The 26610-nt window shown below is 35.7% G+C and carries 27 protein-coding genes and 1 pseudogene; 8 read left to right on the forward strand and 20 right to left on the reverse strand.

What is annotated here, in order from left to right; genetic code table 11:
* Positions 1–59 precede the first annotated feature (59 nt).
* The 6 genes from BLV40_RS00095 to hutP all read right to left on the reverse strand — a co-directional run bounded on the left by BLV40_RS00095 (position 60) and on the right by hutP (position 7341).
* Positions 60–1187, reverse strand: coding sequence for an alkene reductase (locus BLV40_RS00095; RefSeq protein ID WP_090686905.1), 1128 nt, complete (start codon positions 1185–1187; stop codon positions 60–62).
* 179 nt (positions 1188–1366) lie between these two features.
* Positions 1367–2335: a formimidoylglutamase gene (gene hutG / locus BLV40_RS00100; RefSeq protein ID WP_090686907.1), complete on the reverse strand. Its 969-nt coding sequence runs from the start codon at positions 2333–2335 to the stop codon at positions 1367–1369.
* Entirely contained in the window at positions 2314–3585 is a 1272-nt protein-coding gene (gene hutI / locus BLV40_RS00105) for an imidazolonepropionase (protein ID WP_090686909.1), read from the reverse strand. Before hutI ends, hutG begins: the two co-directional genes overlap by 22 nt.
* A gap of 12 nt (positions 3586–3597) precedes the next feature.
* Positions 3598–5256, reverse strand: a complete 1659-nt coding sequence (gene hutU / locus BLV40_RS00110; protein WP_026592684.1) for a urocanate hydratase — start codon at positions 5254–5256, stop codon at positions 3598–3600.
* Between the two features lie 23 nt (positions 5257–5279).
* Positions 5280–6797 (reverse strand): histidine ammonia-lyase, encoded by a 1518-nt coding sequence (gene hutH / locus BLV40_RS00115; protein ID WP_090686911.1) that lies wholly within the window; start codon positions 6795–6797, stop codon positions 5280–5282.
* A 103-nt stretch (positions 6798–6900) separates the two neighbouring features.
* Entirely contained in the window at positions 6901–7341 is a 441-nt protein-coding gene (gene hutP / locus BLV40_RS00120) for a hut operon transcriptional regulator HutP (protein ID WP_003199156.1), read from the reverse strand.
* Positions 7342–7537: 196 nt separating this feature from the next.
* Between hutP and BLV40_RS00125 the strand changes: the two genes are divergently transcribed.
* Together BLV40_RS00125 and BLV40_RS00130 are read left to right on the forward strand one after the other, a co-directional pair.
* A complete protein-coding gene (locus BLV40_RS00125) occupies positions 7538–8488 on the forward strand; it encodes a class I SAM-dependent methyltransferase (RefSeq protein WP_090686912.1) in 951 nt (316 codons plus the stop codon).
* 126 nt (positions 8489–8614) lie between these two features.
* A complete protein-coding gene (locus BLV40_RS00130) occupies positions 8615–9175 on the forward strand; it encodes a class I SAM-dependent methyltransferase (protein WP_090686914.1) in 561 nt (186 codons plus the stop codon).
* A 461-nt stretch (positions 9176–9636) separates the two neighbouring features.
* Here the strand turns inward: BLV40_RS00130 and BLV40_RS00135 are convergent.
* Together BLV40_RS00135 and BLV40_RS00140 are read right to left on the reverse strand one after the other, a co-directional pair.
* Positions 9637–10222: pseudogene (locus BLV40_RS00135) on the reverse strand (glutamine amidotransferase).
* The gene (locus BLV40_RS00140) at positions 10198–10776 is read right to left on the reverse strand and encodes an AAA family ATPase (protein ID WP_090686916.1); all 579 of its coding nucleotides are present in this window, start codon (positions 10774–10776) and stop codon (positions 10198–10200) included. The pseudogene BLV40_RS00135 and the gene BLV40_RS00140 overlap by 25 nt, the downstream one beginning before the upstream one ends.
* 260 nt (positions 10777–11036) lie before the next feature.
* On the opposite strand from BLV40_RS00140, the gene BLV40_RS00150 reads away from it, so the two are divergent.
* Together BLV40_RS00150 and BLV40_RS00155 are read left to right on the forward strand one after the other, a co-directional pair.
* Positions 11037–11333: a hypothetical protein gene (locus BLV40_RS00150; RefSeq protein WP_026592678.1), complete on the forward strand. Its 297-nt coding sequence runs from the start codon at positions 11037–11039 to the stop codon at positions 11331–11333.
* Positions 11334–11437: 104 nt separating this feature from the next.
* Positions 11438–11869 (forward strand): DUF2621 domain-containing protein, encoded by a 432-nt coding sequence (locus BLV40_RS00155; protein ID WP_026592677.1) that lies wholly within the window; start codon positions 11438–11440, stop codon positions 11867–11869.
* A 27-nt stretch (positions 11870–11896) separates the two neighbouring features.
* Here BLV40_RS00155 and BLV40_RS00160 read toward each other — a convergent pair whose 3' ends face one another.
* Both BLV40_RS00160 and BLV40_RS00165 read right to left on the reverse strand, forming a co-directional pair.
* Positions 11897–12403, reverse strand: a complete 507-nt coding sequence (locus tag BLV40_RS00160) for a CcdC family protein (protein WP_026592676.1) — start codon at positions 12401–12403, stop codon at positions 11897–11899.
* A gap of 89 nt (positions 12404–12492) precedes the next feature.
* Positions 12493–13200 carry a cytochrome c biogenesis CcdA family protein gene (locus BLV40_RS00165; RefSeq protein WP_026592675.1) on the reverse strand — a complete coding sequence of 236 codons (708 nt, stop codon included), beginning with the start codon at positions 13198–13200 and terminating at the stop codon, positions 12493–12495.
* Between the two features lie 471 nt (positions 13201–13671).
* Here BLV40_RS00165 and BLV40_RS00170 point away from each other — a divergent pair, with 471 nt between their 5' ends.
* Positions 13672–14580 (forward strand): EamA family transporter, encoded by a 909-nt coding sequence (locus BLV40_RS00170; protein WP_026592674.1) that lies wholly within the window; start codon positions 13672–13674, stop codon positions 14578–14580.
* Positions 14581–14629: 49 nt separating this feature from the next.
* Here the strand turns inward: BLV40_RS00170 and BLV40_RS00175 are convergent, their stop codons facing one another.
* The 5 genes from BLV40_RS00175 to alsR all read right to left on the reverse strand — a co-directional run bounded on the left by BLV40_RS00175 (position 14630) and on the right by alsR (position 20076).
* Positions 14630–16003, reverse strand: a complete 1374-nt coding sequence (locus tag BLV40_RS00175; protein ID WP_026592673.1) for an ABC transporter substrate-binding protein — start codon at positions 16001–16003, stop codon at positions 14630–14632.
* Between the two features lie 272 nt (positions 16004–16275).
* Positions 16276–17220 carry an ABC transporter permease gene (locus BLV40_RS00180; RefSeq protein ID WP_090686918.1) on the reverse strand — a complete coding sequence of 315 codons (945 nt, stop codon included), beginning with the start codon at positions 17218–17220 and terminating at the stop codon, positions 16276–16278.
* Positions 17213–18124, reverse strand: coding sequence for an ABC transporter ATP-binding protein (locus BLV40_RS00185; RefSeq protein WP_026592671.1), 912 nt, complete (start codon positions 18122–18124; stop codon positions 17213–17215). Before BLV40_RS00185 ends, BLV40_RS00180 begins: the two co-directional genes overlap by 8 nt.
* Before the next feature lie 93 nt (positions 18125–18217).
* The gene (locus BLV40_RS00190) at positions 18218–18793 is read right to left on the reverse strand and encodes an ABC transporter permease (protein ID WP_026592670.1); all 576 of its coding nucleotides are present in this window, start codon (positions 18791–18793) and stop codon (positions 18218–18220) included.
* 380 nt (positions 18794–19173) lie between these two features.
* Positions 19174–20076, reverse strand: a complete 903-nt coding sequence (alsR, locus tag BLV40_RS00200) for an acetoin biosynthesis transcriptional regulator AlsR (RefSeq protein WP_026592669.1) — start codon at positions 20074–20076, stop codon at positions 19174–19176.
* 145 nt (positions 20077–20221) lie between these two features.
* Between alsR and BLV40_RS00205 the strand changes: the two genes are divergently transcribed.
* Positions 20222–20584, forward strand: coding sequence for a CidA/LrgA family holin-like protein (locus BLV40_RS00205; RefSeq protein ID WP_090686921.1), 363 nt, complete (start codon positions 20222–20224; stop codon positions 20582–20584).
* Positions 20584–21261 (forward strand): LrgB family protein, encoded by a 678-nt coding sequence (locus tag BLV40_RS00210; RefSeq protein WP_026592667.1) that lies wholly within the window; start codon positions 20584–20586, stop codon positions 21259–21261. Before BLV40_RS00205 ends, BLV40_RS00210 begins: the two co-directional genes overlap by 1 nt.
* A gap of 204 nt (positions 21262–21465) precedes the next feature.
* Here the strand turns inward: BLV40_RS00210 and BLV40_RS00215 are convergent, their stop codons facing one another.
* From BLV40_RS00215 to BLV40_RS00225, 3 genes are all read right to left on the reverse strand, one after another.
* The gene (locus BLV40_RS00215) at positions 21466–23106 is read right to left on the reverse strand and encodes a M20/M25/M40 family metallo-hydrolase (RefSeq protein WP_026592666.1); all 1641 of its coding nucleotides are present in this window, start codon (positions 23104–23106) and stop codon (positions 21466–21468) included.
* Positions 23107–23184: 78 nt separating this feature from the next.
* Positions 23185–23931, reverse strand: coding sequence for an IclR family transcriptional regulator (locus BLV40_RS00220; protein WP_090686923.1), 747 nt, complete (start codon positions 23929–23931; stop codon positions 23185–23187).
* 212 nt (positions 23932–24143) lie between these two features.
* Entirely contained in the window at positions 24144–24554 is a 411-nt protein-coding gene (locus BLV40_RS00225) for an NUDIX hydrolase (protein WP_026592664.1), read from the reverse strand.
* Between the two features lie 141 nt (positions 24555–24695).
* Between BLV40_RS00225 and BLV40_RS00230 the strand changes: the two genes are divergently transcribed.
* On the forward strand, positions 24696–24896 hold the full coding sequence (locus BLV40_RS00230) for a DUF3903 domain-containing protein (protein WP_090686925.1): 201 nt from the start codon (positions 24696–24698) through the stop codon (positions 24894–24896).
* A 308-nt stretch (positions 24897–25204) separates the two neighbouring features.
* On the opposite strand, the gene BLV40_RS00235 is transcribed toward BLV40_RS00230, so the two are convergent.
* Positions 25205–25792, reverse strand: a complete 588-nt coding sequence (locus tag BLV40_RS00235) for a DUF2238 domain-containing protein (RefSeq protein WP_090686927.1) — start codon at positions 25790–25792, stop codon at positions 25205–25207.
* Positions 25793–25822: 30 nt separating this feature from the next.
* A complete protein-coding gene (locus tag BLV40_RS00240) occupies positions 25823–26572 on the reverse strand; it encodes a sulfite exporter TauE/SafE family protein (RefSeq protein ID WP_090686928.1) in 750 nt (249 codons plus the stop codon).
* Positions 26573–26610: the final 38 nt, after the last annotated feature.

Genomic DNA, 26610 nt, shown 5'->3' on the forward strand with positions numbered 1-26610 from the left:
ATATTTATTGCTTACATAATAAAAGAAGAACACCTTATGTGCTCTTCTTTTATTATTATTCAGATTAATGTAGCAAGATGCTGCTTTGCATCGTATTCCCCTAAGCTTTCCCCTCGTTTAACACGATGAACAAAATCCGGATTAGAAATCAATGGTCTACCAAATGCTGCTACATCAATTGTACCTTCTTGTAGTGCTTCTTCTGCCTCTTTTGGATTTAAATTCCCAACTCCTACAATTATACCCTCCCAATATTTACGAACTAATTGATGTAAGTTTTTTCCGTCAGCTATAACTTGCGTATAATTCATTGTAGAAGGATGAATCATCGTTAATCCTACTTCACAGAACATCTCTATGAAAGTTTTTATTGCTGCTTCAGGATCTTTCCACATATAACCAGGGTTATCACCTTTAAATGCCGAAAAACGAATAAGCGTTTTATCTGTACCAATCGCACTTATAACAGCTTGTAATACTTCTTTCATAAACGTTAACCTTTGTTTTAAGTCTCCGCCGTATTGATCATTTCGATGATTCGCAAACTCATAAGCAAATTGATCAATTAAATATCCATGTGCCCCATGAATTTCTACCCCATCGAAGCCTGCTTCTATCGTATTCCTAGCAGCTTGTGCATACTGTTCGATAGTCTCTTGAATTTCCTCTATCGTCATCGCTTCTGGCGTATCAAAAGGCTTCCGAAAACGCGGGACATTTCCTTGTGCCGCAATAGCTGAAGGTGCTTGTGGTAAGAATCCACCTGTTAGTTCATGATGGCTCATACGTCCTACATGCCATATTTGCGCAATAATTGTTCCACCTTCTTTATGTACTGCATCTGTTACTGATTTCCAAGATTCAATTTGCTCCCCGGTATAAATACCTGGGACACCTGGATTTCCCTTCGCTCTTGGACTAATTACTATTCCTTCTGTAATAATGAGACCAACACCATCTGCCGCACGCTTTCGGTAATACTCGGCTACATCAGCTCCGACTACTCCTGTTTCATCATTTGCGAAACAACGCGTCATCGGAGCCATTGCCACACGATTCCGAAGAGACCAAGCTCCAATTTGAATCGGATCAAATAACTTTGTTTCTTCCACGTTTTGAAATGATCCCCAATTGTTTATATTCGTGCCTTCATAGATACTGGCTACTTTATTATTTGAATTTGTCATCTTTCTTCCCCCTTAATTAAAAATTCCACTTACATTTCATTGAAACGATAGAAATTATCTATAACCGCATCATAATTTCTCACAAACTAGTACGTCAATTTATACGCTCTTATCACACAATATTCGTATATTGGGCCATACAAAAAAGCCTCTTCAAATAAGAAGAGACCTCTTTTTTCTTATATACTAACCTGCTTACTAACTGTTTCTCTTGCTAACAGAAAACTCATAATAACCTGAGCAGCCACACGACTTGTCATATCACGAAAATCGAGCGTTGGATCGATTTCTACAATATCCATACCTTGGACAAGTGGTTCTTGTCCAAGTGCCGTAATCGCATCAAGTAACGTCGTACTATCCATCCCACCTGGGCCGATTGCCGGACATCCTGGTGCAAATGCCTGATCTAGTACATCCATATCCACAGAGACATATATAGCTGTAACCCCTTGTCTACGTAAGGTTTCAATGCTTTCTGTAATGATATCCTTGATTGCTCTCTCACGGACATGTTTCATTGTATACACCGTCACACCATGCTCTTTTGCATACTCATGGTACGTACGAGCATTTGAGAAGTTACGAATACCAATTTGAACAAGCTGCTTCCCTGTAATCACATCATTTTCCAACAAGCTACGGAATGGTGTCCCATTAGACGGACCACCATCTTCTAAATTACGCAAATCATGATGCGCATCAAATTGAATAATACCAATTTTCCCTTTACTACTTGCAAAACCACTTATACTAGGAAAGCTAATAGAATGATCTCCTCCAAGAACGATTGGTACCATTTGTGGATTCACTTTCGTCAAATGACTCAGCGTCTTAGCAATACGAGCGTGACTTTCTTTTATGTCTGTAACATGCATGGTTATATCACCACAATCATACAAGACGCTTTCCTTCATATCATGCTCTTCTGTAATCGCATATGTGCTATATGCATCTAGCATTGCACGAATGGTTTTCGGTGCAAAACATGCACCTGAATGACTAATAGAAGATTTAGAGAGCGGCGCACCCATTAAAGCCGCTCCAAAGATTTCTTCTCCATCCCACACTTTAATCATATCGCTCCATTTCGTTACTTCACGATCTATAAACTTTGCATTCTTCTTTAAATAGTGGCCTTGATCCACGCTTTGTCACCTCTTGTATATGCAAGATTACCATTCTTCCATACTGTATTTACATGACTCACACCATAATGATACGGTACATACGCATAATTATATGCATCCCATAAAACTAGGTCTGCCTTACGTCCGACGCGAATTTTCCCAGCAACATCTCCGCGATTAATCGCATATGCTGAGTTAACTGTTACAGCATTCCAAACTTCTTCTGGTGTCATTTTCAGTTTTAACATTGCAATGCTCATAATAAGCTGGATGTTTTCAGTCGGGCAGCTACCCGGGTTGAAATCTGTCGCTAAAGCAACCGCTACACCTTCGTCAATCATTTTACGTCCTCGTGCAAAACTTTCTTTATTTAAGTAGAAAGTTGTTCCTGGAAGTAACGTTGCAACTGTATTTGAATTAGCAAGCATTTCAATACCTTTATCCGATGCTCCAACTAAATGGTCTGCTGATGCCGCACCAATTTCAGCTGCCGCTTCCGCACCGCCAAGTGGATCAATTTCATCTGCATGAATCTTCACATCAAAGCCAAGTTCTTTCGCCTTTAATAAGAACTCTTTCGATTCTTCCACAGAGAATACCCCTGTTTCACAGAAAATATCAACGAACTCCGCTAATTGCTTCTCTTTCATCTCTGGTAATAAATCTAGCATCCACTGTAAAAACTCTTTTGATCTTCCTTTGTATTCTTTCGGAACAGCATGTGCTCCTAGAAATGTTGATACTAAATCAATTGGATGCTCTTTTTGCAACTGTGCCGCAGCTTCTAATTGCTTCCACTCTGTTTCAGCATCTAATCCATACCCGCTCTTTGCCTCCACTGTTGTAACGCCGAACGATAACATACGATCTAAATGGAATTTCGCCTTCTTCACAAGTTCTTCTTTCGATGCTTGCTTCGTTGCATTCACAGTCGAAAGAATTCCGCCGCCCTTTTCTAAAATTTCTAAGTACGGTACTCCCTGTAACTTAAGAGCAATTTCATTTTCACGAGATCCGCCGAATACAAGGTGTGTATGAGGATCAACAAGCCCTGGAGAAACCATTTTCCCTTCGCAATCGATGATTTCTTTTACCTGTAAACCTTTTGCCTCTTCCGCTGTTCCAACGAAAGTAATCACACCATCTTCAATACCAACTGCACCATTTTCGATAACAGGAAGCGTGTTCATCGCTTCCCGTCTTAACAAGCCATCTTCTTGATCCATTGTTAGCAATTGGCCAATATTTGTTAGTAAAATGTCCAGCATGTTTCTTCCTCCTTATTTCATCATTGGAATGTTAACGCCTTTTTCTTTCGCTGTTTCAACAGCTAAGTCATATCCTGCGTCAACGTGACGAACAACACCCATACCTGGATCAGAAGTTAATACGCGCTCAATGCGTTTTGCTGCTGCTTCTGTTCCATCTGCAACAATAACCATTCCAGCGTGAAGTGAATATCCCATACCAACGCCACCACCATGGTGTACAGATACCCAGCTTGCACCGTTAACACTGTTAATTAATGCATTTAAAATTGGCCAGTCTGCCACTGCATCACTGCCGTCTTTCATCGCTTCTGTTTCACGATTCGGTGAAGCTACAGATCCGCAATCTAAATGATCACGGCCGATCACGATTGGTGCGGATAATTCACCATTTGCAACCATTTCATTGATGATACGTCCAAATTTTGCACGTTCCCCGTATCCAAGCCAACAAATACGTGATGGAAGTCCTTGGAACTCAACTTGCTGACGTGCCATACGGATCCAGTTACATAAATGCTCGTTATCCGCAAACTCACGTAAAATAACTTCATCTGTTTTATAAATATCTTCTGGGTCACCAGAAAGTGCTACCCAGCGGAATGGTCCTTTTCCTTCACAGAATAATGGACGAATAAACGCTGGGACGAACCCTGGGAAATCAAATGCATTTTTTAACCCTTCATCGAAAGCAACTTGGCGAATGTTATTACCATAATCAAATGTAATTGCACCTTTTTTCTGCATTTCAAGCATTGCTTCTACATGTTTTTTCATGCTTTCTTTTGATAATTGTACGTAGCGTTCTGGATCTTCTTCACGAAGTTTTGCCGCTTCTTCTAATGAATAACCCACTGGAACATATCCATTTAATGGATCATGTGCAGACGTTTGATCTGTCACTAGGTCTGGTGTAATATCACGTTTCACAAGTTCTGGTAAAATTTCTGCAGCATTTCCTAATAGTCCAATTGAAATTGGCTCTTTCTTTTCTTTATATTCTTTCGCAACAGCCAGCGCCTCTTCTAAAGATTCTGTGTACATATCACAATACCTTTTTTCAATACGACGATCGATGCTACGCTTATCTACATCAATCGCAATAACTACCCCACCGTTCATCGTAACAGCAAGAGGTTGCGCTCCACCCATACCGCCTAAACCAGCAGTGAGTGTTAGCGTGCCTTTTAGTGAACCGCCAAAGTGTTGGCGCGCTGCTTCTCCAAACGTTTCGTATGTTCCTTGTAAAATCCCTTGTGTACCAATATAAATCCAGCTGCCAGCTGTCATTTGTCCATACATCATAAGACCTTTTTGTTCTAGTTCACGGAAGTGCTCCCAATTTGCCCATTTCGGTACTAAGTTCGAATTTGCTAAAAGAACGCGTGGTGCATCTTCATGCGATTTAAAAATAGCAACTGGTTTACCAGATTGAACAAGTAATGTTTCATCACTTTCTAATGTTTTTAACGAATCCACAATTGCATGATAGCTATCCCAGTTACGAGCTGCACGACCGATACCACCGTAAACAACTAACTCTTCTGGTTTCTCAGCTACTTCTGGATCTAAATTATTCATCAACATACGAAGAGCTGCCTCTTGAACCCAACCCTTAGTTTGTAGTTCTGTTCCTCTTGGTGCACGAATTGTTTGTTTTACATTTTCCATTTTAACCTCTCCCTTTTCCCTTTTTATAGTGTTGCATTTACATCCAATCGTTCTAATGTAAAGCGACTTGTTTTTAACCAATGTGCAAGATTTTCAATATCTGTTGAGAAAACACGATCATTTGTAATTGACGGTACTTGCTGACGTCCTTGGTGATAAAACGCTTTCGTTACTGTACTCATCTCTTGGGTACCACGGTATTCCGCAGCTTGCATTGCGCAGATCATTTCAATTGCAAGGACACGTCTTACATTTTGAATAATTTGATGTGCATGACGTGAAGCAATTGTTCCCATACTTACATGATCTTCTTGGTTAGCTGATGATGGAATTGAGTCCACACTCGCTGGATGAGCTAGCGTTTTATTTTCTGAAACAAGTGAAGCTGCTGCGTATTGCATAATCATTGCACCAGACTGAAGCCCTGGCTCTGGACTTAAAAATGGTGGTAAATCATTTAATTGTGGGTTCACAAGACGCTCAATACGGCGCTCAGAAATATTCGCCAGTTCCGCCATTCCAACCTTCAAAAAGTCCATTGCAAATGCAATTGGCTGACCATGGAAGTTCCCGCCAGAAATTACTTTTTCTCCACCATCAAAAATCAATGGGTTATCTGTTGCTGCGTTCATTTCAATTTCTAATTTTTCTTTCACATAATTTAAAACTTGCCAAGAAGCACCGTGCACCTGCGGAATGCAGCGAAGTGAGTATGCATCTTGTACACGCAGTTCTCCTTGCTTTGTTATTAGTTTACTGTCATGAAGTACGTCGCGAAAACGCTTTGCAACTTCCACTTGTTCTTTATAGCCACGTGCTTTATGCACATTTTCATCAAATGCATCGATAATGCCACGCAATCCTTCAATTGTCATGGAAGCAATTAATTCTGATTGATAAGCAATCGCCTCAGCTTCTATATAAGAAAGAATTCCTTGTGCTGTCATTGCTTGCGTACCATTGATTAATGCAAGCCCTTCTTTCGCTTCTAATTCAATTGGCTCTAAACCTTCTTCTGTAAGAGCTACCATTGCATGAACGCGTTTCCCCTTATAGAACACTTCTCCTTCCCCTAATAGAACAAGAGCAAGATGAGATAGTGGCGCTAAATCACCGCTCGCTCCAAGTGATCCTTGCTGCGGGATAACCGGATGAATTTTACGGTTTACAAACTCTAGCAACATATTCACAACAAGAGGGCGAACACCCGATACCCCTTTTAACATCGTATTAGCTCGTAAAATCAACATTCCGCGTGACACTTCTTCAGGGAATGGATCGCCAACTCCACATGCATGTGATTGAATTAAGTTATGTTGAAGTGCTTTTACATCATCTTTTTGAATAAATACATCACTAAATTTTCCAAACCCAGTTGTAATACCGTAAACAACTTTTCCCCCTTCTACAATTTTTTCAACAACTTCGCGGCACTCCGCTACTTTTTGCATGCTATTTGGACAAGGTGTTACTCCTTCTCCTTCAAGCAGCAAGCGCTTCATTTCTTCTACTGTCAATGAATGTCCTGTTAATGTAATCATCCTTTTTCCTCCTTAAAAAGAGCAAAAGGGGACCTTACCTTTTCAAGACAGACTTCTGTCCTAAAAAGCAAGGCCCCCTTCTAACTAATAGACTATGGGCAAATCATATGTGATTAATTCCTAAACCAATCGCCTCATGCTCAGATCCTTTTACAGGCGCACCTATCGTTCCATAAAGTGCAACAGCAAGCCATTCGCCTTCTTTTTTTCCGTCGTATGGTGTGCCGCGCACGATTGCAAACCGAAGACCTACTGTACGAAGAACGTCTGCTAACTGAATTTGACCTCTCGTTACCCCGTACAACGCTTCCATGATTGCATGATAAAGTGCATGCGTTTCTCTGTAAACGTCTGTTTCAATAACTTGGTTGCTCTTAGCCGCTGTTTCCATTGCTGCGACAACTTTTTGCGAATTCATAGAACCGACTTTCCCAGTACAATATTTCCAACCTTTCGGAATCGATAATACAGGGCTTTCATTCTCATCCGCAAGTGCCAACAACATAGCCATACGACCAATTCGATGTGTTCCTTGAAGAAGCATGTGACTCTCTCATTTCTCGTTAATTATTTGAATATTACTTAATTTAAGAATATATGAAAACGGTTAAATCGTCAATAGTTTAAATAATTATTTAAATGAATTTTTTCAATACTCTGTTCAATTGTGCACACAATTTATTTACAGAAAATTTCTAGCCATGCTATAGTTTCACTAACAGCTGCAAGGGGGACCCGAATTGGTTAAGAGAAAAGATATTCACTTTCGAATTGACGAAAGATTACTAGAAAAATTTGAAGCAGCACTTCATTATGAAGGTCTAAATAAAACAGATATTTTAACACATGCTATTCAGCAATTTTGCGTAAAGGTGGAATCAGAAAAATTGAATGATATAAAAAGGCAATACGCTGTAAGTAACCATCTGCAAACACGGATCGATACTCATAAAAAATATGAGGAAAAACGAGTAGACTTAGATGAAATTGTAATAGGTCATCTACAATTACAAGGAACGGAAAAGATATTAGAAGTTGGATGCGCTAATGGAAAGTTCCTTGCACTGCTACAAAAAAACGGTCATAAGGGGCATCTCACTGGTTTGGATCAATCTATAACTATGCTGCGAGAAGCCGCTATAAATGGAGCGCAGCAACATGTAAATATTGAATGGGAACTTGGAGATGCTACCAAACTCCCTTTCTCAGCTGATTCTTATGATTGGATCATCGCAAGACATATGCTGTATCACATGACAGATGTTGAAAAAACAATTCAAGGATTTCATAAAGTAATTTTTCCTGAAGGCAGGTTCCTAGCCACAACAAATTCCAAAATCTCATTACCCCGTATAGATGAAATGTGTAACAAAATGTTAGTCGCATTCGATTTACCCAAAAAAGCACCATCAGCTTCTCCATTTTGTTTAGAAAACGGAAAACAATTATTACAATCTGTTTTTCAAACTGTGGAGGAAACAGTTATTCATAATGCACTTCTATTTCATCATGCTACACCTATCGTTAACTATATCTCTAGTATGTTTCCATCTTTAAACATACCTGATGACATTCATCTTCATTCAGAAATGAAAGGATGGCTGACCATGGAAATAGAAAATGAATTATCTCTTCATGGCGGAGTATGGCATGATCCAAAAACACTAGCTATTTATAGATGTACAAAATGAATTTGAATCTACTTTATAATAAGCTCTTTAAATTTATCTTAGGTTGATGTTGATATGGCGATACCCCAAGAGGAGAATTATATATTACAAATATAACAATAAACAAAAATACAAGAGGTGAAACTGTTGGCTATAAAACAAAAGGAAATTAAGGTGGTAATTGGTGCAGGGGAATATAATAATAATCCAGGCTGGCTACATACAAATGAAGAGGAATTGAATTTATTAAAAAGGGAAGATTGGACAAAAAAGTTTGATCCTAATTCTTTAGCGGTAATTTTAGCGGAGCATGTATGGGAACATTTATCATATGAAGAAGGCATAGAAGCGGCGAAAGTATGTTATGAATTTTTAAAGCATGGTGGTTATATTCGATGCGCCGTTCCTGATGCATTTTTCCCAGATGAAGAATACCAAGAGGTTGTACAAGTTGGAGGACCTGGACCTAAAGACCACCCCGCAGCTAGTCATAAAATAGTTCATAATTATAAAACTTTAAGGAAAATATTTGAAACTGTTGGATTCGAAGTGGAATTACTTGAATATTGTGATGAAGAGGGACATTTTCATTACAATGAGTGGGATGGAGCCGATGGGGTTATTTTTCGTTCAAAAAAATATGATCCACGAAATCAAGGGGATACACTTGTTTTTCCGTCGTTAATTATAGATGCAATAAAGTTTTAGTTATTAAGCTAAACAGGTGCTTTTCTTGAAGAAAAGCTTTAAAGTCGATTTCCAATAGGAGATCGGCTTTTTTAGTATCATAACTCAACAATCTTGATACCTCTTCATCATTATAAAGGTATATGCGGTTTCGTAACATATATTTATAAATCGCGTGACAGTTATATACAAGCACCCAAAATACTAAAATTGAAAGTTATATAAAACTCTCATTCTTAGGGCATTAGAAAAAATTAGCTTGATGGTCATTCCGTGAACCAGAAGAACGAAAACCTTATCCTGTCTGGCGTTATCCAAATGAAAAATGGTTTGATGCACACTATCAATATATCGATAAAAAAACACGGGGCACTATGTCAAAAAATCACTGAGAATTTACTTGCACTAATGAAACAAGCCTATTCTTCCTCCATATAAAAAGCTAGCAATTTGCTAGCTTTTTATCCCCTTTACATGCACTTTCACTCTTCAACTGTTTGTTCGAAAAGCTTTTCTATTAGTATATTGCCTTTACCTCGATATACATTCCCTTTATGCTCATTCATTATCCCAAAATATTCAGCTATTGCAACTCCAAATTCGACAAAACCATGCCCTTGTGCTGTTATAATATTTTTATAACTAACAACATTTTTATAAATAAAAGTCCCTATAGGAAAACAATCTATTTTACTATAATCCAACGTAACTGTATAAGGAATATCTTTTAATACACCAGCTGTTGCCAATACAAATGGTCCAGCACAAATAGCTGCAACTAATTTTTCTTTTTTATAGAATTGACGCACGATAGAAAACAGCTCTTTAGCATCTTTAATATGTTTGACATCCCCACCAGGAATAATCATCCACATGAACTTCAGTTAATTCCAAATGCGTTTGCACTTGCAATCCTGTTTCACTTGTGATGATATTTTTTGTTACTCCTACTGTTTCAATTTTATAGTCGTCTTTCAATAACGCTGTAGCCACGGTAACCTCGAATTCTGCAAATGTCGGATATACAAATAAAAGTATTTTCTTCATGTTCTCTTCTCCCTCACCCATTTCATAAAATACACCTCTGTTTCCTCTACTGTCACTTCATCAGTATTCACATATGTAACCGAAAATTGTTTATACCACTCCCTTTCCACTTCTACCAATTCTAACTGCTCTTCAAATGAACTTCGTCTTCTCGACGTATCATTCTCTTTTCTCTCCTGCAATATCTTTTTAGAAACATCCAAATAACAAATCGCATCTGAACGACATTTCCTTAATTTATGTAATTCATCTTTTAATTCCTTTTCAATATCCCAATCCATTCCTATCAATTTTGGAAAATGTATTGTATAAAATTCAACATCTTCTGGGCCCCGATCAAATATCACAATATCTCCCGTGACACTTTGAACCTGTTTAATCTTCGCTTCAATAAACATTTTTTGATTTGTAATAAATCCCTCTTTTGTGTAAATATCCAAATTTAATCTTTTTCTTTTTTCTACAATTTCATAAGGATTTTCATATATTACTTGAAAACCTCTTTGCTCTAATCTTCTTGCTAACGTTGTTTTTCCGCCTGCCATTGGTCCTTGAAGTGAAATTATATACGTCATTTTTCCCATCCTTTTCCACTAAAATAAACCTCTTTTTTACAATAAACGGAATTTTATAAACTATCAACAAAATACTTCCTACCTTGTTTCCTATTTCTATCTAGCTTATAATAAAAAATAGAGACGATTATGGACGCCTTTTGTGTAAGCTTGGATTTCCAAGCTTACATTATTTTTTGCTTTCCCTTTCATTAAAAACAGGGTATACTACAATAGAACATATGTTCTTAATGATTACATATAGTAAGGAGATAGAACAAATGGTATACGATACAAAAGTAATTTCTTGGAACGAATCTTTAAAACAACTACAACGTCGCTACACAAATCAAGCAGTAGATCGAAAACAATTTGAAGATGTTGAACTCATGGAGTTTTTCCGCGATAACGACTACATTTCTCTTCCTACACATATTAGCGGCCTATCAACAAAACGTTTTACTTCTTACTCTATTTTCACCACTGATGATAAAGATCGTAAAGTTGGAACACTCATTATTGAATATTTAGAAGATGATAATGATATATTACGTGTCGAACAACTATACTTTGTTTAATTCAGAACGCTTGGTCAAAACGGCCAAGCGTTCTTGCTTTCTATCAATCTCACTGCTTATAATACTAGTAAAAGGAAAACTGCTATCGCAAAGGGGGTATATACTTGCTTGAAGGATGGTTTAGTTGGTTTATTGTGATTTGGACCGTTATTTTACTAGGACTTATGTCTATTGGTGGATATTTCATGTTCCGAAAATTCTTAAAACGATTACCAAAAGAAGATGGCATGTCTATTTTAGATTGGGAAGAGCGTTATATTGATCAAACAAGGCACTTATGGGATGATGAGCAAAAACAATTGTTAGAAGAACTTGTAAGTCCTGTTCCTGAGCTATTTCGTGATGTTGCCAGGTCAAAAATTGCTGGTAAAATTGGAGAACTTGCATTACAAGAAAAAGCTTCAAAAATAACTGAAGATTTAATCATTAAAGGATATATTGTAGCAACTCCAAAACGAGATCATAAATTTCTCATTAAAAAATTACAAGAAAAGCAAATTGATTACTCTCGTTATCAATCACTGTTAGCCAAATAAAAAAACCTCAAGGAATCTTGAGGTTTTTTACGTTAACTTCATATCTTTCTCATTATAAAAACCATCTTCCTTTTCCATTTCCTTTTGCACTTTTGTAAATGAACGATACATAGCAATTCTCCATGATACAATCATTGCAAAAGCAAGTAAGAAGAACATACCACTTAGTTGCCCTAAATCAAGCGATTGACTTAAATATGTTTTAAAGACAATACGCACCACAAGCAAACCGATTAAAATAAATACGAAAGCTTTTGAACGTTTCAAGTAAATCTCTTGTCCACGCACTTCAAATTTAGATGTTTTAATAAGAAATATTGAGAAAAACAAACCTACACCGATCGCTTCTAACATTTCCGCTGGTGTCAGGCGAAATTCCGGAAAAATGTACATCAGTGCCCCCGTACTCATGAAAAATGGTGGGAGAATGATTTTTTTCAATGTTGCAGGTTTCTTCGCTGCTTTTAAACGAATGAACATCGCACCAACAGCCATACAAACAGCAACAATACTCGACAAAAGAACTATGTTCATACTTTCTCATCCTTTTTTGTGGCAATATGAAAATCTAGTTTCATTATATGCTTTTCTACTAGTATTTCCAACATTTTCACAGGATAATACTAAAAACCGGTGAAACCACCAAATAAACTTGAGAAATACGCAATAATTTTTGTCATCCAATTAAAGTATAAAAATATACCCATAACAATCATGATATATCCGCCTACTTTCACAAACGTTCCACTATGTCGTTTAATCCAAGACATTTTCGTAATAAAAAATGAAAGTATAAAGAACGGTATTGCAAAACCAAGTATGTAAGCAATCATATATAGCATTGCTGATTCTGGATTCGTACTAGCCAGTCCAATTACAGCTACTAAAATTGGTCCTGTACAAGGTGTCCAACCAGCAGCAAATGCCAATCCAATTAAAATAGATCCAATATAACCACTAGGACGACTTTTAAATGTAAATTTTCGATCTTGCATTAAAAACTTTGGTTTAAATACCCCCACAATTACAAGTCCGAATACAATAATGAATAGTGCCCCTAACTGTCTAATTAAATCTTTATAATCTTGAAAAAATGATCCAATAAAACTTGTACCAAAACCAATTGCGATAAAAACAATAGAAAATCCAAATAAGAAAAACGCCGTATGTATCATACTTCTTTTACGGAGCATCGCATTTTCTTCTTTTAATTCAGAAACCGACATTCCCGTTATGTAAGATAAAAATGCTGGATAAAGCGGCAAGCAACAAGGGGAAATAAATGATAAGAATCCCGCACCAAACGCTAAAAAAATATTAATATCTTGCATCGTTTCACTCCTCTCTTCTACAATATTGTAGCAAAAATGAAAGAAAATACTATGTACAATTCATGAATTCACTATTTACAACGTTTTAATAAGAAAAAATAGCTGTACACTGCTATTTTTCTAAAGCGTTTTCATTTTTCTTCTATTATAAATGTATTCTATTATTCATTAACATATCAAAGCTTCTTCCAAACAACAAATGATTCGTCTACGATACCTCCGTATACAGGACATTCCCTATAAAAAATATTTTTTTCAAATGATAACTTTATACAGCCCATTCCTTACCTTACAATACTTCTATAATTATAAATTTCAAGATTATGCATAAATATCATATTTTTATTATTATTCTATAAAATGTCACACTTTTCTTTCATTTGACCCTTCATTTTTAATTTTGTATACTTCCATCTAGTTATATATGTCCGTTTTGGAACAATTAAATATATAGGATGGGAGGGGATTTTCATGCTTCGTTATTCTCTTTTAGTTTTATTAGGAGCATGTAGCTATGGAATTTTAGCTATCTTTGTTAAACTTGCATACGCAGAAGGTTTTTCACTTGGAGAAGTAATTGGTAGTCAATATTTGTTCGGTTGGTTTATTTTGCTTGGAATTACACTCCTATTTTCTAGGCACCGCGTTCCACTGAAACAAATGCTTATTTTATTTGTCGCTGGAACCTCTGCAAGTTTCACAGGAATTTTTTATTACGCTTCACTGAAAACTGTGCCGGCATCTATTGCCATTATACTGTTATTCCAATTCGTTTGGGTTGGTATTATCATTGAAGCTGTGGCAACAAAAACATTACCATCAAGAGAAAAAGTTATTTCTGTTCTCTTTTTACTTGCTGGTACATTCTTATCGAGCGGATTATTAGAAAAATCAGCAGGCGATTTCGATACAACTGGAATCATATTAGGTTTACTATCTGCTGTTACATTTGCAACCTACATTTTTGTAAGTGGTAGAGTTGCTGTCGAAGTACCATCATTACCACGAGGCGTTCTCTTAATGGCTGGTGCTTTAACTTTAGTAATGATAGTATTCCCACCAACATTTATTTTTAACGGGGCTATTTCACAAGGACTTTGGAAATATGGTTTAGGACTCGGAACGTTTAGTATTGTCATTCCATCCATCGCCTTCACAATCGGCATTCCAAAAATCGGTTCTGGATTAGCAACTATTCTTGGTGCAGCTGAACTACCTGTTACAACAATTATGTCTGTATTTGTTTTAAAAGAAGCGGTACTCTCTTCTCAATGGCTTGGTGTATCACTTATCTTGGTTGGTATTGCAATTCCACAAATTGCATTTGCGATGCGCGGACGATATCGAAAACATCATACACATAAGAAAGTTGCTGCATAAAAGAAAAGAGGCTTCTCATTTGAGAAACCTCTTTTTTTAGTATTTCCTATTATTTTTTAGCCCGATTCGCAATTTCTAAAGCGCGGTCTGTTTCTTTAGCTGCTTGATCTAATGCTTGTTTTACATCTGTTCCTTCTATAATACTTTCCATTGCCTTTTGTACTTTTTGACGCGATTCTGGAAATACTGTAATTAACGCGCCCTGTGTTGCAGGTGATACTTTCGAATCATGAAGTTGATTCACCGTTACTTGTAATTGTGGATATTTCTCATATTCTTTTTTAACTAACTCCTCCTCATACGCCTTTGGATTTACCGCGAAGTATCCTGTGTTTACATGCCATTCTGCTTGTATAGATGGTGTAGTCATATACTTCATAAACTCCCAAACCGCTTTTTGTTTCTCTTTCCCAATATCTTTGGCCATCCATAATGATGCGCCGCCAATAATAACACCTTCCCTTTGAACATCTTCAGGATAAGGTAGATACGCTACCCCAACTTGAAACGGTGCGCTGTTAATTATATCCTTCACACCAGCTGAAGAATCTAGGTACATTGCTGTTTTCCCCGCTAAAAAGGCAGCACGCGTATTATCCCAATCCGAACCGTAGTTACCATTAATACCTTCTTTATTAAGATTATTGACAAACTCTAAAATTCTTTGCCCCTCTTTCCCATTAAAAGTTGCTTTCGTTGCTGCTTTAGCACGACCATTATCATTATTTACATACGTTCCACCTTGAACCGCTAACATTTCTTCAAAAAACCAAGTATCTAATAAATAAGTAAACCCGTAACGTTTTACTTGATTCCCTTCTTTTTTCGTTAATTTCTTCCCTGCTTCCTCTATTTCTTTAAATGTCTTTGGGGCTTGGTCTGGATCTAATCCCACTTCCTTAAATGCATCTTTGTTATATACCATAACAGGTGTAGAAGAGTTAAAAGGCATCGAATATTGCTTTTTATCTACTGTATAATAACTGCGAATATTTGGTTCCCATTGAGACACATCATACTTATCTTGATCGATGAACTTTTGAACCGGTTCAATTTTCCCGCTATCAATCATATATTTCGTTCCACCATCAAAAACTTGAATAACATCTGGTGCATCCTTTGTGCCTGCAATATTCTTGTACTTAATAAACGATTCATCATATGTACCTTGGAACAACGCTCTTACTTCAACTTTATCTTGAGATTGATTATACTTTTGAACAATTTGTTCTAAAACTTCTTTTGTTTTTCCACCCATTGCATGCCAAAATACAATCTCTGTCTTTCCACTGCTCATTTTTTCACTGTTCTCCTTAACTTTTGATTGCTCTTTCCCAGAAACATTTGAATTGGAGCAGGCTGTTACCAAAAACAAAATACATAATGATACAATAGTAAGAAATTTTTTCCCCACACTTCTCAACTTTCTCTCCCCCTTTTCATACAAAAAGACCATAAGTAACAATAGCGATTTTAAATCATTCTCCGCTGCGTTATACTATGGCCTCTACACGAATTTTGTATGTATTTGTGTTTACATGTTTTAGTATATCTTACATTTATGAATTTCTTGTAAATAACGATCATGTAGTGTAAAAGATACAATATTTTAATGTAAAAATTTGTTACCATTAACAAATTAAGATAGAGAAAAACCGTTAAGATTATTCTTCTTAACGGCTTTTTCATCTGTTATTACGTTAAATCGCGCTTTAAAAATACAGTATAAGAAATACCTAAAAATACAAGTAAGTAAATTAGAAGCATACAAGACGCAAATGAGAATGTTACACCTTGAATGAAACTACCACCCTTTAAGATTCCATATAAATCTGTATTAGCTGGTAATAAAAACTTCATCCATTCGTACCTAGACGCTGGTATTAAAATAATTCCACCAGATAACGCCACGAATAAGGAAATACCAATTGCTCCCCCACTCGATCTCGTTAGAACAGAAATCATAAAAGCAAATGCTGCATACACAAGAGTTGGCAACCATTCTAATACATAATACTTACTCACATCAACAAATATATTTTGCTGAACGATATTACCATTTTGCATGATAAATTCCACCCATGCAGGTTGTTGAAATTTATAAATAATAAACCCGCATAAAAGTGAGAAAACCATATTAAATATAAATAATAATGCAGAGAAAATAACAATTGCAATATACTTCGCTGTTAAAATTTTAAATCGACTTGCCGGGCGAATCATTAAAAATTTATAAGTTCCCCAATTGTACTCATTCGCAAAAATTGTACTTGCATATACAAGAATAAATGGTAATAAAATTGGAAACACAATTAAACCTGTGTCCCTCATAAAGGTTAAAGGTGAATCGCCTGCTAGTGGAGTATTCGTATCTAAATGCTTCATTTTCAACTGATACTCTTTAACAAGCTCATCTCCTGATTTTTGATTCAAAATATCCTGTTTTGTACTCCCAAGTTTTTTTTCAATTTCTGCCGTTCTTTCTGTATAATCTACTTTCCAATCTCCCGATGAAGATGGAAAATATTTAACTGACACCCATCCCAAACCTATAACTAGAATTGTAATAATGGCAAATGGAATAATCGTTCGCTTCCGTTTAAAAATTTTATATATTTCATTGTAAACTAAATTAAACAATATCCTTTCCCCCTGTTAATTCTAAAAACTTCTCTTCCAGCGTTTTTCTTTCTTCATAAACACGATAAATACGAATACCTTGTTCTGTTAATGTACGAATCACATCTGGAATTTCTTCATTTTTCACAATCATAATCAATTCATTATCTTGAATCGTGACATCATGTTTTAAAAGTTCAGCCGCTTGCTTCACATCGTCCACGCGTATATGTATCATATCCATCTCTTCGTTTTCATTACGCTGAATATTTTGGGTTGCCACATATTCTCCGTGCTGAATAATAATAACTCGATCACACATCAATTCAACTTCAGATAATAAATGACTTGAAACAAGGACAGCTTTCCCTTGCTCATGAGCAATTTTCTTTATATACATACGCATTTCGTGAATCCCACTTGGATCCAGTCCATTGGTCGGTTCATCTAAAATGAGTACATCTGGATTATGTACGAGTGCTTGCGCAATTCCTAAACGCTGTCTCATACCAAGCGAATACGCTTTTACTTTACGATTAATAACCTGTCCCATACCTAATAATTGGACTACCTCGTCAATACGCTCTTCAGTAACATTACCATGCATACGTCCAAAATATGTTAAGTTTTCATACCCACTTAAAAAAGGATAAAATTCCGGATTTTCAATTACGGCACCGATTTTCATAGCTGTACCTTCAAACTCTTGTTTTACAGATTGTCCGTCAATCCATACTTCTCCTTCAGTCATACTTATCATACCGACCATCATTCGCATCAATGTTGTTTTTCCGGCACCGTTTGGTCCTAATAAACCAACAACTTCTCCCTTCTTTACTTCAAAGCTTATATTTTCTACTAATGTCTTTGAGCCGATTCGCTTTGTTAGTTGTTCTACTCTCACTATAGATTGTTTATTTACCATCCTATACAACCTTTCTCTCTAACACTTTTTTCAGTTCCTTACACTGTATCATGATTATTTTCTGCTGTAAAACGACGAAAAAGACATGATATCTCATGCCTTTCTCTCCATTTTATACACTTGTTCACATGGAAATTTCCGAATAAACTTATAACATTGCCATATGGATAATAAGATTATAATACTCACTAGCATCGTTACTACCAATAATGCGTATGATGTAATAGGTATGCTATTTATTCCATGAACTCCTGTTAGCTTTATAAAAATCACTGTAAATAACTTCAAAAATAACATTCCGTGAATTAAACCAAAAAGAATCGCTCCTCCATAAATCAAAACCTGCTCCTGAGATAACAAGCAAAAAATCGTTCTTTTTTTCATACCAGCAATTTCATACAACAGTAGTTCCTGTTTCCTATTTTTTAAGAATCTTTTTGTCATTTGGTATGTAACAGCAGTGCATACAAAAAACAACAGTACTTCCCCATAATATAACGTAGCTAGCAAAAACGGTCTATGTTGTATTTTTTCTATTACCGCTTCATTAGATCGGACAGATATAATAAAAAAATATAGCATGGTACTCATTGCTATCCATATAAATTGTTTTAATCTTTGGGCAGCGTAGTTCTGTATATTTTTCCTTGCTAGCCGAAATAAAGACATAATTGATTCCCCCACCTTACTTCATAACGTCCAATCTTCTATACTACTAGTGTATAAAAATATGACCTTTTTAACATCGAACTATAATCGGAATATTTACTAGGTCTTAAGTCGCAGAAATGACCGCTTCTGAAAATAGCTTACCTAATGTCTGCATTTAAAGAAATTAGTAGCCCCATAAAAATAAAATATAATACAAGAACAGTTCTTACTGCTTGGATAAAAACAAATAAAAATCATATATTTTCACTCTCTATGGATGATGAAAGCTCACGCCAACAATTAATTCTAGAAAATGAACATGTCTACCTATTCAGTATTGAAATAAAAAAGGAGATACACCACAATAGTATCTCCTCTTTTAACACATTTGTGCCACCTTACTTATCATTCTCCACTTCTATTCGCTTTTTCTCCCTTGCAATTTTTAAAAACTCTAGCAACTCAGGATTACTATTTGACTTCCGATATGCAACCGACATCTCTGCTACAAAATTAGAATCATATATAGCCTTATATACAACTTCTGTTTTATACAACTTATTCGCAGAAACCGGAATCACTGTTAATCCAATTCCCGCTGCTACAAGCCCCATAACAGTTTGGTACTCTGTTGCTTCCTGTACAATGTGTGGGCTGAATCCAGCGTTCCTACATAATGATAAAATCGTATCGTATAATGCAGGCCAAACCGGTCTAGTTATGAACACAAATGGCTCATCTTGTAAATCTTCAATATGAATTTCTTCTTTCTCTGCTAGTGGATGCGCTTTTGGTAAACATAATGTACACGAAAGCTTTTGAATGGGTTCTAATTCTAGTAATTGCGTATTAATTGGTGGACGTAAAAATCCAACATCAATTCGATTATCATGAAGCGCATGAACCTGATCTGGTGTCGATAATTCATGCAGTGCAACAGATACTCTCGGGAACTTCTCTCGATACTCCCTAACAATAGACGGTAAAATATCATATATAGCTGCCCCTACAAACCCAATTGAAAGTGATCCAACCTCTCCCCTTTGTGCACTTTGTGCAACTTCTACCGCCTTCTCAATTTGATCAAATGCTTTTTTCACTTCTTTTAAAAACATTTCTCCTGCTTCTGTCAGCTCAACTTTCCGCTTCGTTCTTGAAAATAATGTAACCCCCATCTCTTTCTCTAATTGCTGAATTTGTTGACTTAGCGGTGGCTGTGTCATTTGCAAGCGAGCAGCTGCCCGCCCAAAATGTAACTCTTCTGCCACAACAACAAAATATTGCAAATGCCGTAATTCCATTTGGGATCCTCTTTTCGATTAATATGTATAATAAATTAATAACATATAATTTATATATTAGACAAATATTTTGAAAGGATTTATAGTAGAAATTGTTAATTTTTTTTACAATTTTTATGTAAAAAAACGAAAGAGGTGTTACTGTATGAAATGGTGGAAATTAAGCGGACAAACCTTACTCTTATTTTGTTTCGCTTGGACAGGTGAATGGATCGCAAAGCAGGTACACCTCCCAATTCCAGGAAGTATTATCGGCATTTTCTTATTGTTAATATCATTAAAATTTAACTTGGTGAAAAAAGAATGGATTCAAGATGGAGCAGACTTTTTATTAAAAGAACTTATCTTATTTTTTATTCCTTCTGCCGTGGCTGTTATCCGCTACAAAGATACATTATCACAATATGGTATCGATCTCATTTTGATTATCATGATTAGTACCCTTTGTGTAACACTCGTCACTGGAATCTTAACAGAAATGCTATTAAAGCGGAAAGGATCAGCATAATGATCGGCTTTTTTTGTTTACTATTAACACTATTAACATATTGGATTTCTAAGAAACTTTATTGGTGCTGGAATTGGAGTATACTTTCACCACTTCTCGTTTGTCCAATTGTTTTAATTGCGTTATTACTTGGACTCGATACATCTTATGAAACATACAATTCTGGCGGTCAATGGTTAACTGAACTATTAAAACCAGCAACGGTAGCTTTTGCATGGCCAATCTATAAATATTTTGATTTATTAAAAAAACATGCAAGTGCAATTTTAATTAACGTCATTGTTGGTTCATTATTATCTGTTATTACTTCGGCTCTTCTGGCAGATGCTTTTCATATTGATTCATCACTGGAACAAAGCTTAGCACCGCACATTGTCACAACACCGATTGCAATGGCGATCTCAGAAATGATTGGCGGTATGTCACAATTAACAGCTGTATTCGTTGTACTTACAGCACTAACGGGAGCACTGTTAGGTCCTTCTCTTATTCGCATATGCCGCATTAAAACATCCATTGCGAAAGGTATTATGCTAGGTACTAGCGCAAACGGAACTGGTACTTCAAAAGCATTTGAAATCGGACCAGTTGAAGGTACAATTGCAAGTTTATCCATGCTTCTAACAGCTGGGGCAAGTTTAGTCATTGTGCCACTTTGCTTATCTTGGTTACAATAAACCACACGATTCTTTTATTTTATTTATCCCAATTAGTCGGGCTTTGGATAAAGTGAGGACTTACCGCCCACAAATAGTGAGATAAAAATAAATTATTACAAGAAAAAGGATAGAAACTGTAGTATAGCGCTACAGTTTCTATCCTTTTTCTTAATTTTAATTGAAATCTCGATTTAAATTTCTTTCTTTCTTATACAGACATAACTATAACTGTGCAATTTTATTAGGAACTAGTAATTTTTCAATACATATTGGTAACATATCCAGTAACGTTTCAAATGCGTAATTTATGTCTAAGCGCTCTGTCCATTGGTGTGCATCTCTTCCTACTGGTCCCATATTTAATACTGGAACATCAAATTTTTCTAATTCCTGAAGCGGAATTGAATAACCTTTATTCCATAATGGCATATTTTCAACAAGTGAGCTCATTGAATCAACTGGGTACTGTAAGCCCACATAGCTTAAATCTGAAATTCCGCCAAAATAATTTTGATTTTTAAAAGTAATTCCATGACTGTAGTGAGCATACCTTTCCATTTCTCCAACTACTTCTTTAATCAAAGAATTGTGGTGTGAGCTCACAGCTGGGTAGTATGGTGGGGCAAAGAAAAGTACAATCATTGGTGCCTTTTCTTTACATAAAATAGCTAATTTATCAACCAAATCAATTGTTACCTCACGATCATCTTTATCTTCTCTATTTTTTATAACAGTAGATTGAATACTATCTATTTTTTCTTGCCCATGTTGTTTAATTGCATAAGCGATAAGTTCTTCATACGTTAATACATTTACTTTAAGATTAGGCGGTATGAACGGATTATACTTAGAAAAACGATATGCTTGCTTCTCATACGACTCTTCAATTTTCTCTGCTACTTTCGTTACCTTTTGATGTAACAATGCAATTACATCCATCATCGTTTTTTCTAGTAAAAACAAATTAAATAATGTAACTGCACGATGAGGAATTTGTACAGAATAATCCTCCTTCAAGTCCCTCTGAAATAAATTAGTGGGCGGGGGACACGCTTCTCCTTCTACAATATCACAAAGTTCCGTATTCAATTCTAATTCAGCTGTTAATAATGAAGCCATATAATTTGCATTTAATCCTGCAAAAGGTTCACCTACATGTGTTTCTTTTCCATAGCAAAGAAAACCAGGCAACACCTTACCAATAGAGCCAGTGTAAATATACTTATTTTGATCACCTGGATATCGAGAAAACATAGGTTCTGAATTTAGGACTGTTTTATATTCTAAGTTATGTTCTTTTGCTAAATCTAATAATCTTGGAACAGCAGCCCTCATCCCTACAGAGTTCACTTCTTCATCTGGAACAGTCAATAAAAGGACATTTCCATCAAATCTTCCTTCACAAGCTTGCTCAACCATCGCCATTTGCAAAGCTAGACCACATTTCATATCCATTGTTCCTCTACCAAATAACCAATCCCCTTGTGCTATATCTTCACGTACATGATCTGGTAATTCATCTTTGTGAGAATAAAACATAGATGTTAATTTTTTAGGATTAAATGCATCTGCTTTCCACACTCCATAATCTTGTACATCTACAACATCAAAATGACTAACAAGAATTACTGTATTTTTTGTACTATTATTTTTCTTTACTAGAGCCGTAACAAAATATCGTCCATCCCCAGTCGGATTTTTTTGCAAATGATGCGGGTTTTGTTTGAAATAGTGTAAGTCAGATAATTGTTCTACAACAAAATCAGGCAATATAACTTCAGCTTCCGAGCCAGTAATACTAGGAATTTCAACAAGATTGCTTAATAATTGAACCAATTGTTCTTTTGATTGCCATTTTGACATATAAATCCCCCTGTTTTCCATATTATGAAATCCATTTCCGCTATATGAATAAAAAATAACGACAGGCTATCAAAATTATTATTCTGATGTTCTGCCGATTTTTATTGATATTTCACTAGCCGCTTGTTTTACCTTACTAATAAGAAATGATAGTCGATCATTATTAATGCGATGACTAATTAACCCAATACTTAATGCTCCTACTACTTTATGATTAAATCCTATAATTGGTGCAGCTACTGAAGCTGTCCCTTCTGTTTTTTCACTATAACTCACAGCATATCCTTCATTTCTTATCTGCTTTAGTTGATTAAAAAGAACTTGCTTTTGTTCTGGTAAAGAAGAAAGTAAATGTTCTACAATGTGTTCCATTTCATTCGTTTTCATATTAGCAAGCATCGTTTTATTTGCGGCGCCAATCGAAAGAGGAATCTGTTCCCCTAAGTTATCGATAACTCGAATTTTTAAAGGACTATCTATTCTTTCAATAATAATAGAATGTGTTCCATTTGGAATATTCAAATAAACACTTTCTTCAACTTCAGCAGCCAAACGCTTCATCACTTCTCTTGCAACAGATCTGTAGTCTACCTTCTCTAATTGACGTAATCCTATTTCCATCCACATTGGTCCAGTTGTGTACTGTTTTGTTTCTGAAATTTGTGTAACTAATCCGTGCTCCATTAGAGAGTTAAGTAACCTATGTACTGTACTAACCGGGAGATGTGTTCTATCAGCTATATCAGAGATAGCCCAATACTCTTTTTCATTTGTAGAATTTAATAACTTAATAATACCTATCGCTCGATCAATGGACTGTACCATAACTCGCCTCAACTTTACTTGTAATATATTAGTAACCTCAATTAACTATCAATTTAGCAAAAATCTAAACTGAAATCAATTAAATTGTCGAATTTTCCAAAAATAAAAATAACAATTTAAAAACGGAAACACATCAATTTTCACCCTATCAATTATGAAATTGAGGAAAACAATGACGCAATTAAGCAATACAAATAATGAACTAAAACGTACTATGAAAAGTAGGCATTTATATGCCTCACTAGCAACTCATAGTCTTCTGGAAAAGATAAAGAAATATCCCCTAATTCAGTAACATTCTTCCAATCAATCTCGTGAATTAATCCGTCTGGATCCTGTATATTCATAAACCCTCCTATTTGTTTCACAAGATAATAATATACATGAACAGGTACACCGTATGTTATACCCTTTTTTTCATATATTTTATTTATAATTTCTACCTGATATCCAGTTTCTTCCCATACTTCTCGAACGCAACACTCCTCTAATGTTTCCCCTTTCTCTTGTCCCCCACTTGGCACTGACCACCTTTTTGGTTCGTCTTTCTTTCCTTGTAATACCATCAAAATTTCATTTTTCTGATTTATACATATAGCTGCTGTCCCAATCCATGTTTTCATTTCCTCTCCCTCCTATTCCTAATATTCTCTTTTCTTTATTCTTCTCCTTTGAAATAGAGGGAAAATTAATTTTTACAACGAAGAACTATAACAACTTCAAAGATAGCTCATTCCTTGAAATTCAGACGAAAGGATGAAAAGATGATTTCTAAATATGTTGTGGAATGTGTCTTTTGTGAAGAAAATCGAAAATCTAGGCGAGCAACTGTCACCGTGTCTGCTACCTCCCATGCGCTTGCCGTTCAAAAAGTGACAGATGAATGCAAACGCCGATTTGGAAAAACACTTCTATTACAAACAGAAATTACAGAGGAATTAGTTGGAAACAAAAAAGAAAGCTGACCATATGTTGGTCAACTTTCTTTATCCGATCATATTTTCACATGAAGATTAGGGGCATCCTCTTTAAGGATCGGGATTTCACCATTATGTACGTTCCATAATGGGCATCGAACAATATATTTCTATACAATAAAATATTGAATAGAATAGGGCAAAACTTGTTCGCATTTTTAGAAAAGGGATAGGGATATAATACTAGTAATACGTCGAATACTCGAACGTTACACTCATTATATTATAGTAAATCCTTTTATATGAGAAATATGAATTACTTACATAATTCATACGTAAAACATATTAATAAATTACTATATAGTTTCCTTACTACGGAAAACTATCAGTGCTAATATCGCTCCAATTAATGCAAATGTCATATCCCATTGTGTATCCCAAACATCTCCTTGCGTTCCAAGAAATGCTTCTGCTCCTGTCCCTGTTAATTTTGCGACTGCAAACTCTAACAATTCATATAGTGCACTAAATGCTAAGCAAACTGATATCACAAGTAGTTCTAACCACCCTTTTTTCTGAACCTCAACTACTTTTACAAGTACTTCTTTCGCTATTAAAGCTGGAACAAACCCTTGCATGAGATGCCCAACACGGTCGTAATAATTTCTTTCTAAATCAAATGTATCACGAAAATAGTTGAATAGTGGTACTTCTGCGTATGTATAATGTCCCCCAATGAGCAATATTAACATATGAATAAAAATCCATACATATGTGAACGTTGTAAATCGAAAACGTCGATATGTAATCATTAAAATGAGTACTACAATAAATGCTGGTGCGACTTCTAAACACCATGTGAAAAAATCTTTTGGGCATATTCCTGATATAAGTAACGCAATCCAAAAACTTGCACATAACAATTTATGAAGATGAACAGACACACCACTTTCCTCCTCAATATTCTTTATAACTTATTCTATTAATAACATACATCCAGCTAGAATGGGCGTCATAATCATCGAAAATTTCAAAATAATACGAGGTGTATAATTGGTAAACTTCGCTCCTATATATGCCCCAAGCATTGTTCCAATTAAAACTTGTACTAATAATAGATAATCTAAATACCCCTCAGAACTATATCCAAATCCGCCCCCAATGGCAATTGGTAAAATAATAAGCATTGTAGTCCCGACTGACTGTTGAATTGTTAAACCTAACAACACCATTAGTCCTAGTTGAATAAAAGGCGCTGACCCTATCCCAAATGCACCTGCTAATCCTCCAGTTACTAGCCCTAACAAAATACATTTTCTAATGATAGATAATTTCTTTACTATGTTCATAGACAATTTCTTTTGATTTTGAAAAAAAAGTAATCGAATGAACATAAATATTGCTGATAAAAACAACATACCAGCCGTAAACCAATGAAGAAGGTGTGCTGGAATCACTGCACCAAATTTAGAACCAATATATGATCCAACTGCTCCAAATCCTCCAACAATACTACCAATTTTCAATACAACATTTCCTTCTCTATAATGACTCACCACTCCTGAAAATGTTGTAAATGCCATTGCGGTTAATGATGTTGCAAGGGCTACATGAATTGGAACTTGAAATATGAGAGTCAGTACCCCAATAATAAATCCAGCACCGCCTGCTCCAACAAACCCTAATAAAATCCCCATTAAAAACATTGTTATAATAATAGCCACTTTCTTTCCCTCCAGTAGCTCTATTATCTGATATATCT

Origin of the sequence: Bacillus sp. 166amftsu (assembly GCF_900107445.1) — a bacterium.
Taxonomy (GTDB): Bacteria; Bacillota; Bacilli; order Bacillales; family Bacillaceae_G; genus Bacillus_A; species Bacillus_A arachidis.

Bases quoted from the DNA above. Each gene is read 5' to 3' on its own strand.
- hutI (WP_090686909.1), bottom strand. From the start codon at position 3,585: ATGCTGGACATTTTACTAACAAATATTGGCCAATTGCTAACAATGGAT.
- BLV40_RS00160 (WP_026592676.1), bottom strand. From the start codon at position 12,403: ATGAACATAGTTCTTTTGTCGAGTATTGTTGCTGTTTGTATGGCTGTT.
- BLV40_RS00140 (WP_090686916.1), bottom strand. From the start codon at position 10,776: ATGACGTATATAATTTCACTTCAAGGACCAATGGCAGGCGGAAAAACA.
- BLV40_RS00230 (WP_090686925.1), top strand. From the start codon at position 24,696: ATGATTTCTAAATATGTTGTGGAATGTGTCTTTTGTGAAGAAAATCGA.
- BLV40_RS00190 (WP_026592670.1), bottom strand. From the start codon at position 18,793: ATGTCTTTATTTCGGCTAGCAAGGAAAAATATACAGAACTACGCTGCC.
- hutU (WP_026592684.1), bottom strand. From the start codon at position 5,256: ATGGAAAATGTAAAACAAACAATTCGTGCACCAAGAGGAACAGAACTA.
- hutH (WP_090686911.1), bottom strand. From the start codon at position 6,797: ATGATTACATTAACAGGACATTCATTGACAGTAGAAGAAATGAAGCGC.
- BLV40_RS00170 (WP_026592674.1), top strand. From the start codon at position 13,672: ATGCTTCGTTATTCTCTTTTAGTTTTATTAGGAGCATGTAGCTATGGA.
- BLV40_RS00205 (WP_090686921.1), top strand. From the start codon at position 20,222: ATGAAATGGTGGAAATTAAGCGGACAAACCTTACTCTTATTTTGTTTC.
- BLV40_RS00220 (WP_090686923.1), bottom strand. From the start codon at position 23,931: ATGGTACAGTCCATTGATCGAGCGATAGGTATTATTAAGTTATTAAAT.
- BLV40_RS00165 (WP_026592675.1), bottom strand. From the start codon at position 13,200: ATGCAAGATATTAATATTTTTTTAGCGTTTGGTGCGGGATTCTTATCA.
- BLV40_RS00210 (WP_026592667.1), top strand. From the start codon at position 20,584: ATGATCGGCTTTTTTTGTTTACTATTAACACTATTAACATATTGGATT.
- BLV40_RS00095 (WP_090686905.1), bottom strand. From the start codon at position 1,187: ATGACAAATTCAAATAATAAAGTAGCCAGTATCTATGAAGGCACGAAT.
- alsR (WP_026592669.1), bottom strand. From the start codon at position 20,076: ATGGAATTACGGCATTTGCAATATTTTGTTGTTGTGGCAGAAGAGTTA.
- BLV40_RS00215 (WP_026592666.1), bottom strand. From the start codon at position 23,106: ATGTCAAAATGGCAATCAAAAGAACAATTGGTTCAATTATTAAGCAAT.
- BLV40_RS00225 (WP_026592664.1), bottom strand. From the start codon at position 24,554: ATGAAAACATGGATTGGGACAGCAGCTATATGTATAAATCAGAAAAAT.
- BLV40_RS00185 (WP_026592671.1), bottom strand. From the start codon at position 18,124: ATGGTAAATAAACAATCTATAGTGAGAGTAGAACAACTAACAAAGCGA.
- BLV40_RS00150 (WP_026592678.1), top strand. From the start codon at position 11,037: ATGGTATACGATACAAAAGTAATTTCTTGGAACGAATCTTTAAAACAA.
- hutP (WP_003199156.1), bottom strand. From the start codon at position 7,341: ATGCTTCTTCAAGGAACACATCGAATTGGTCGTATGGCTATGTTGTTG.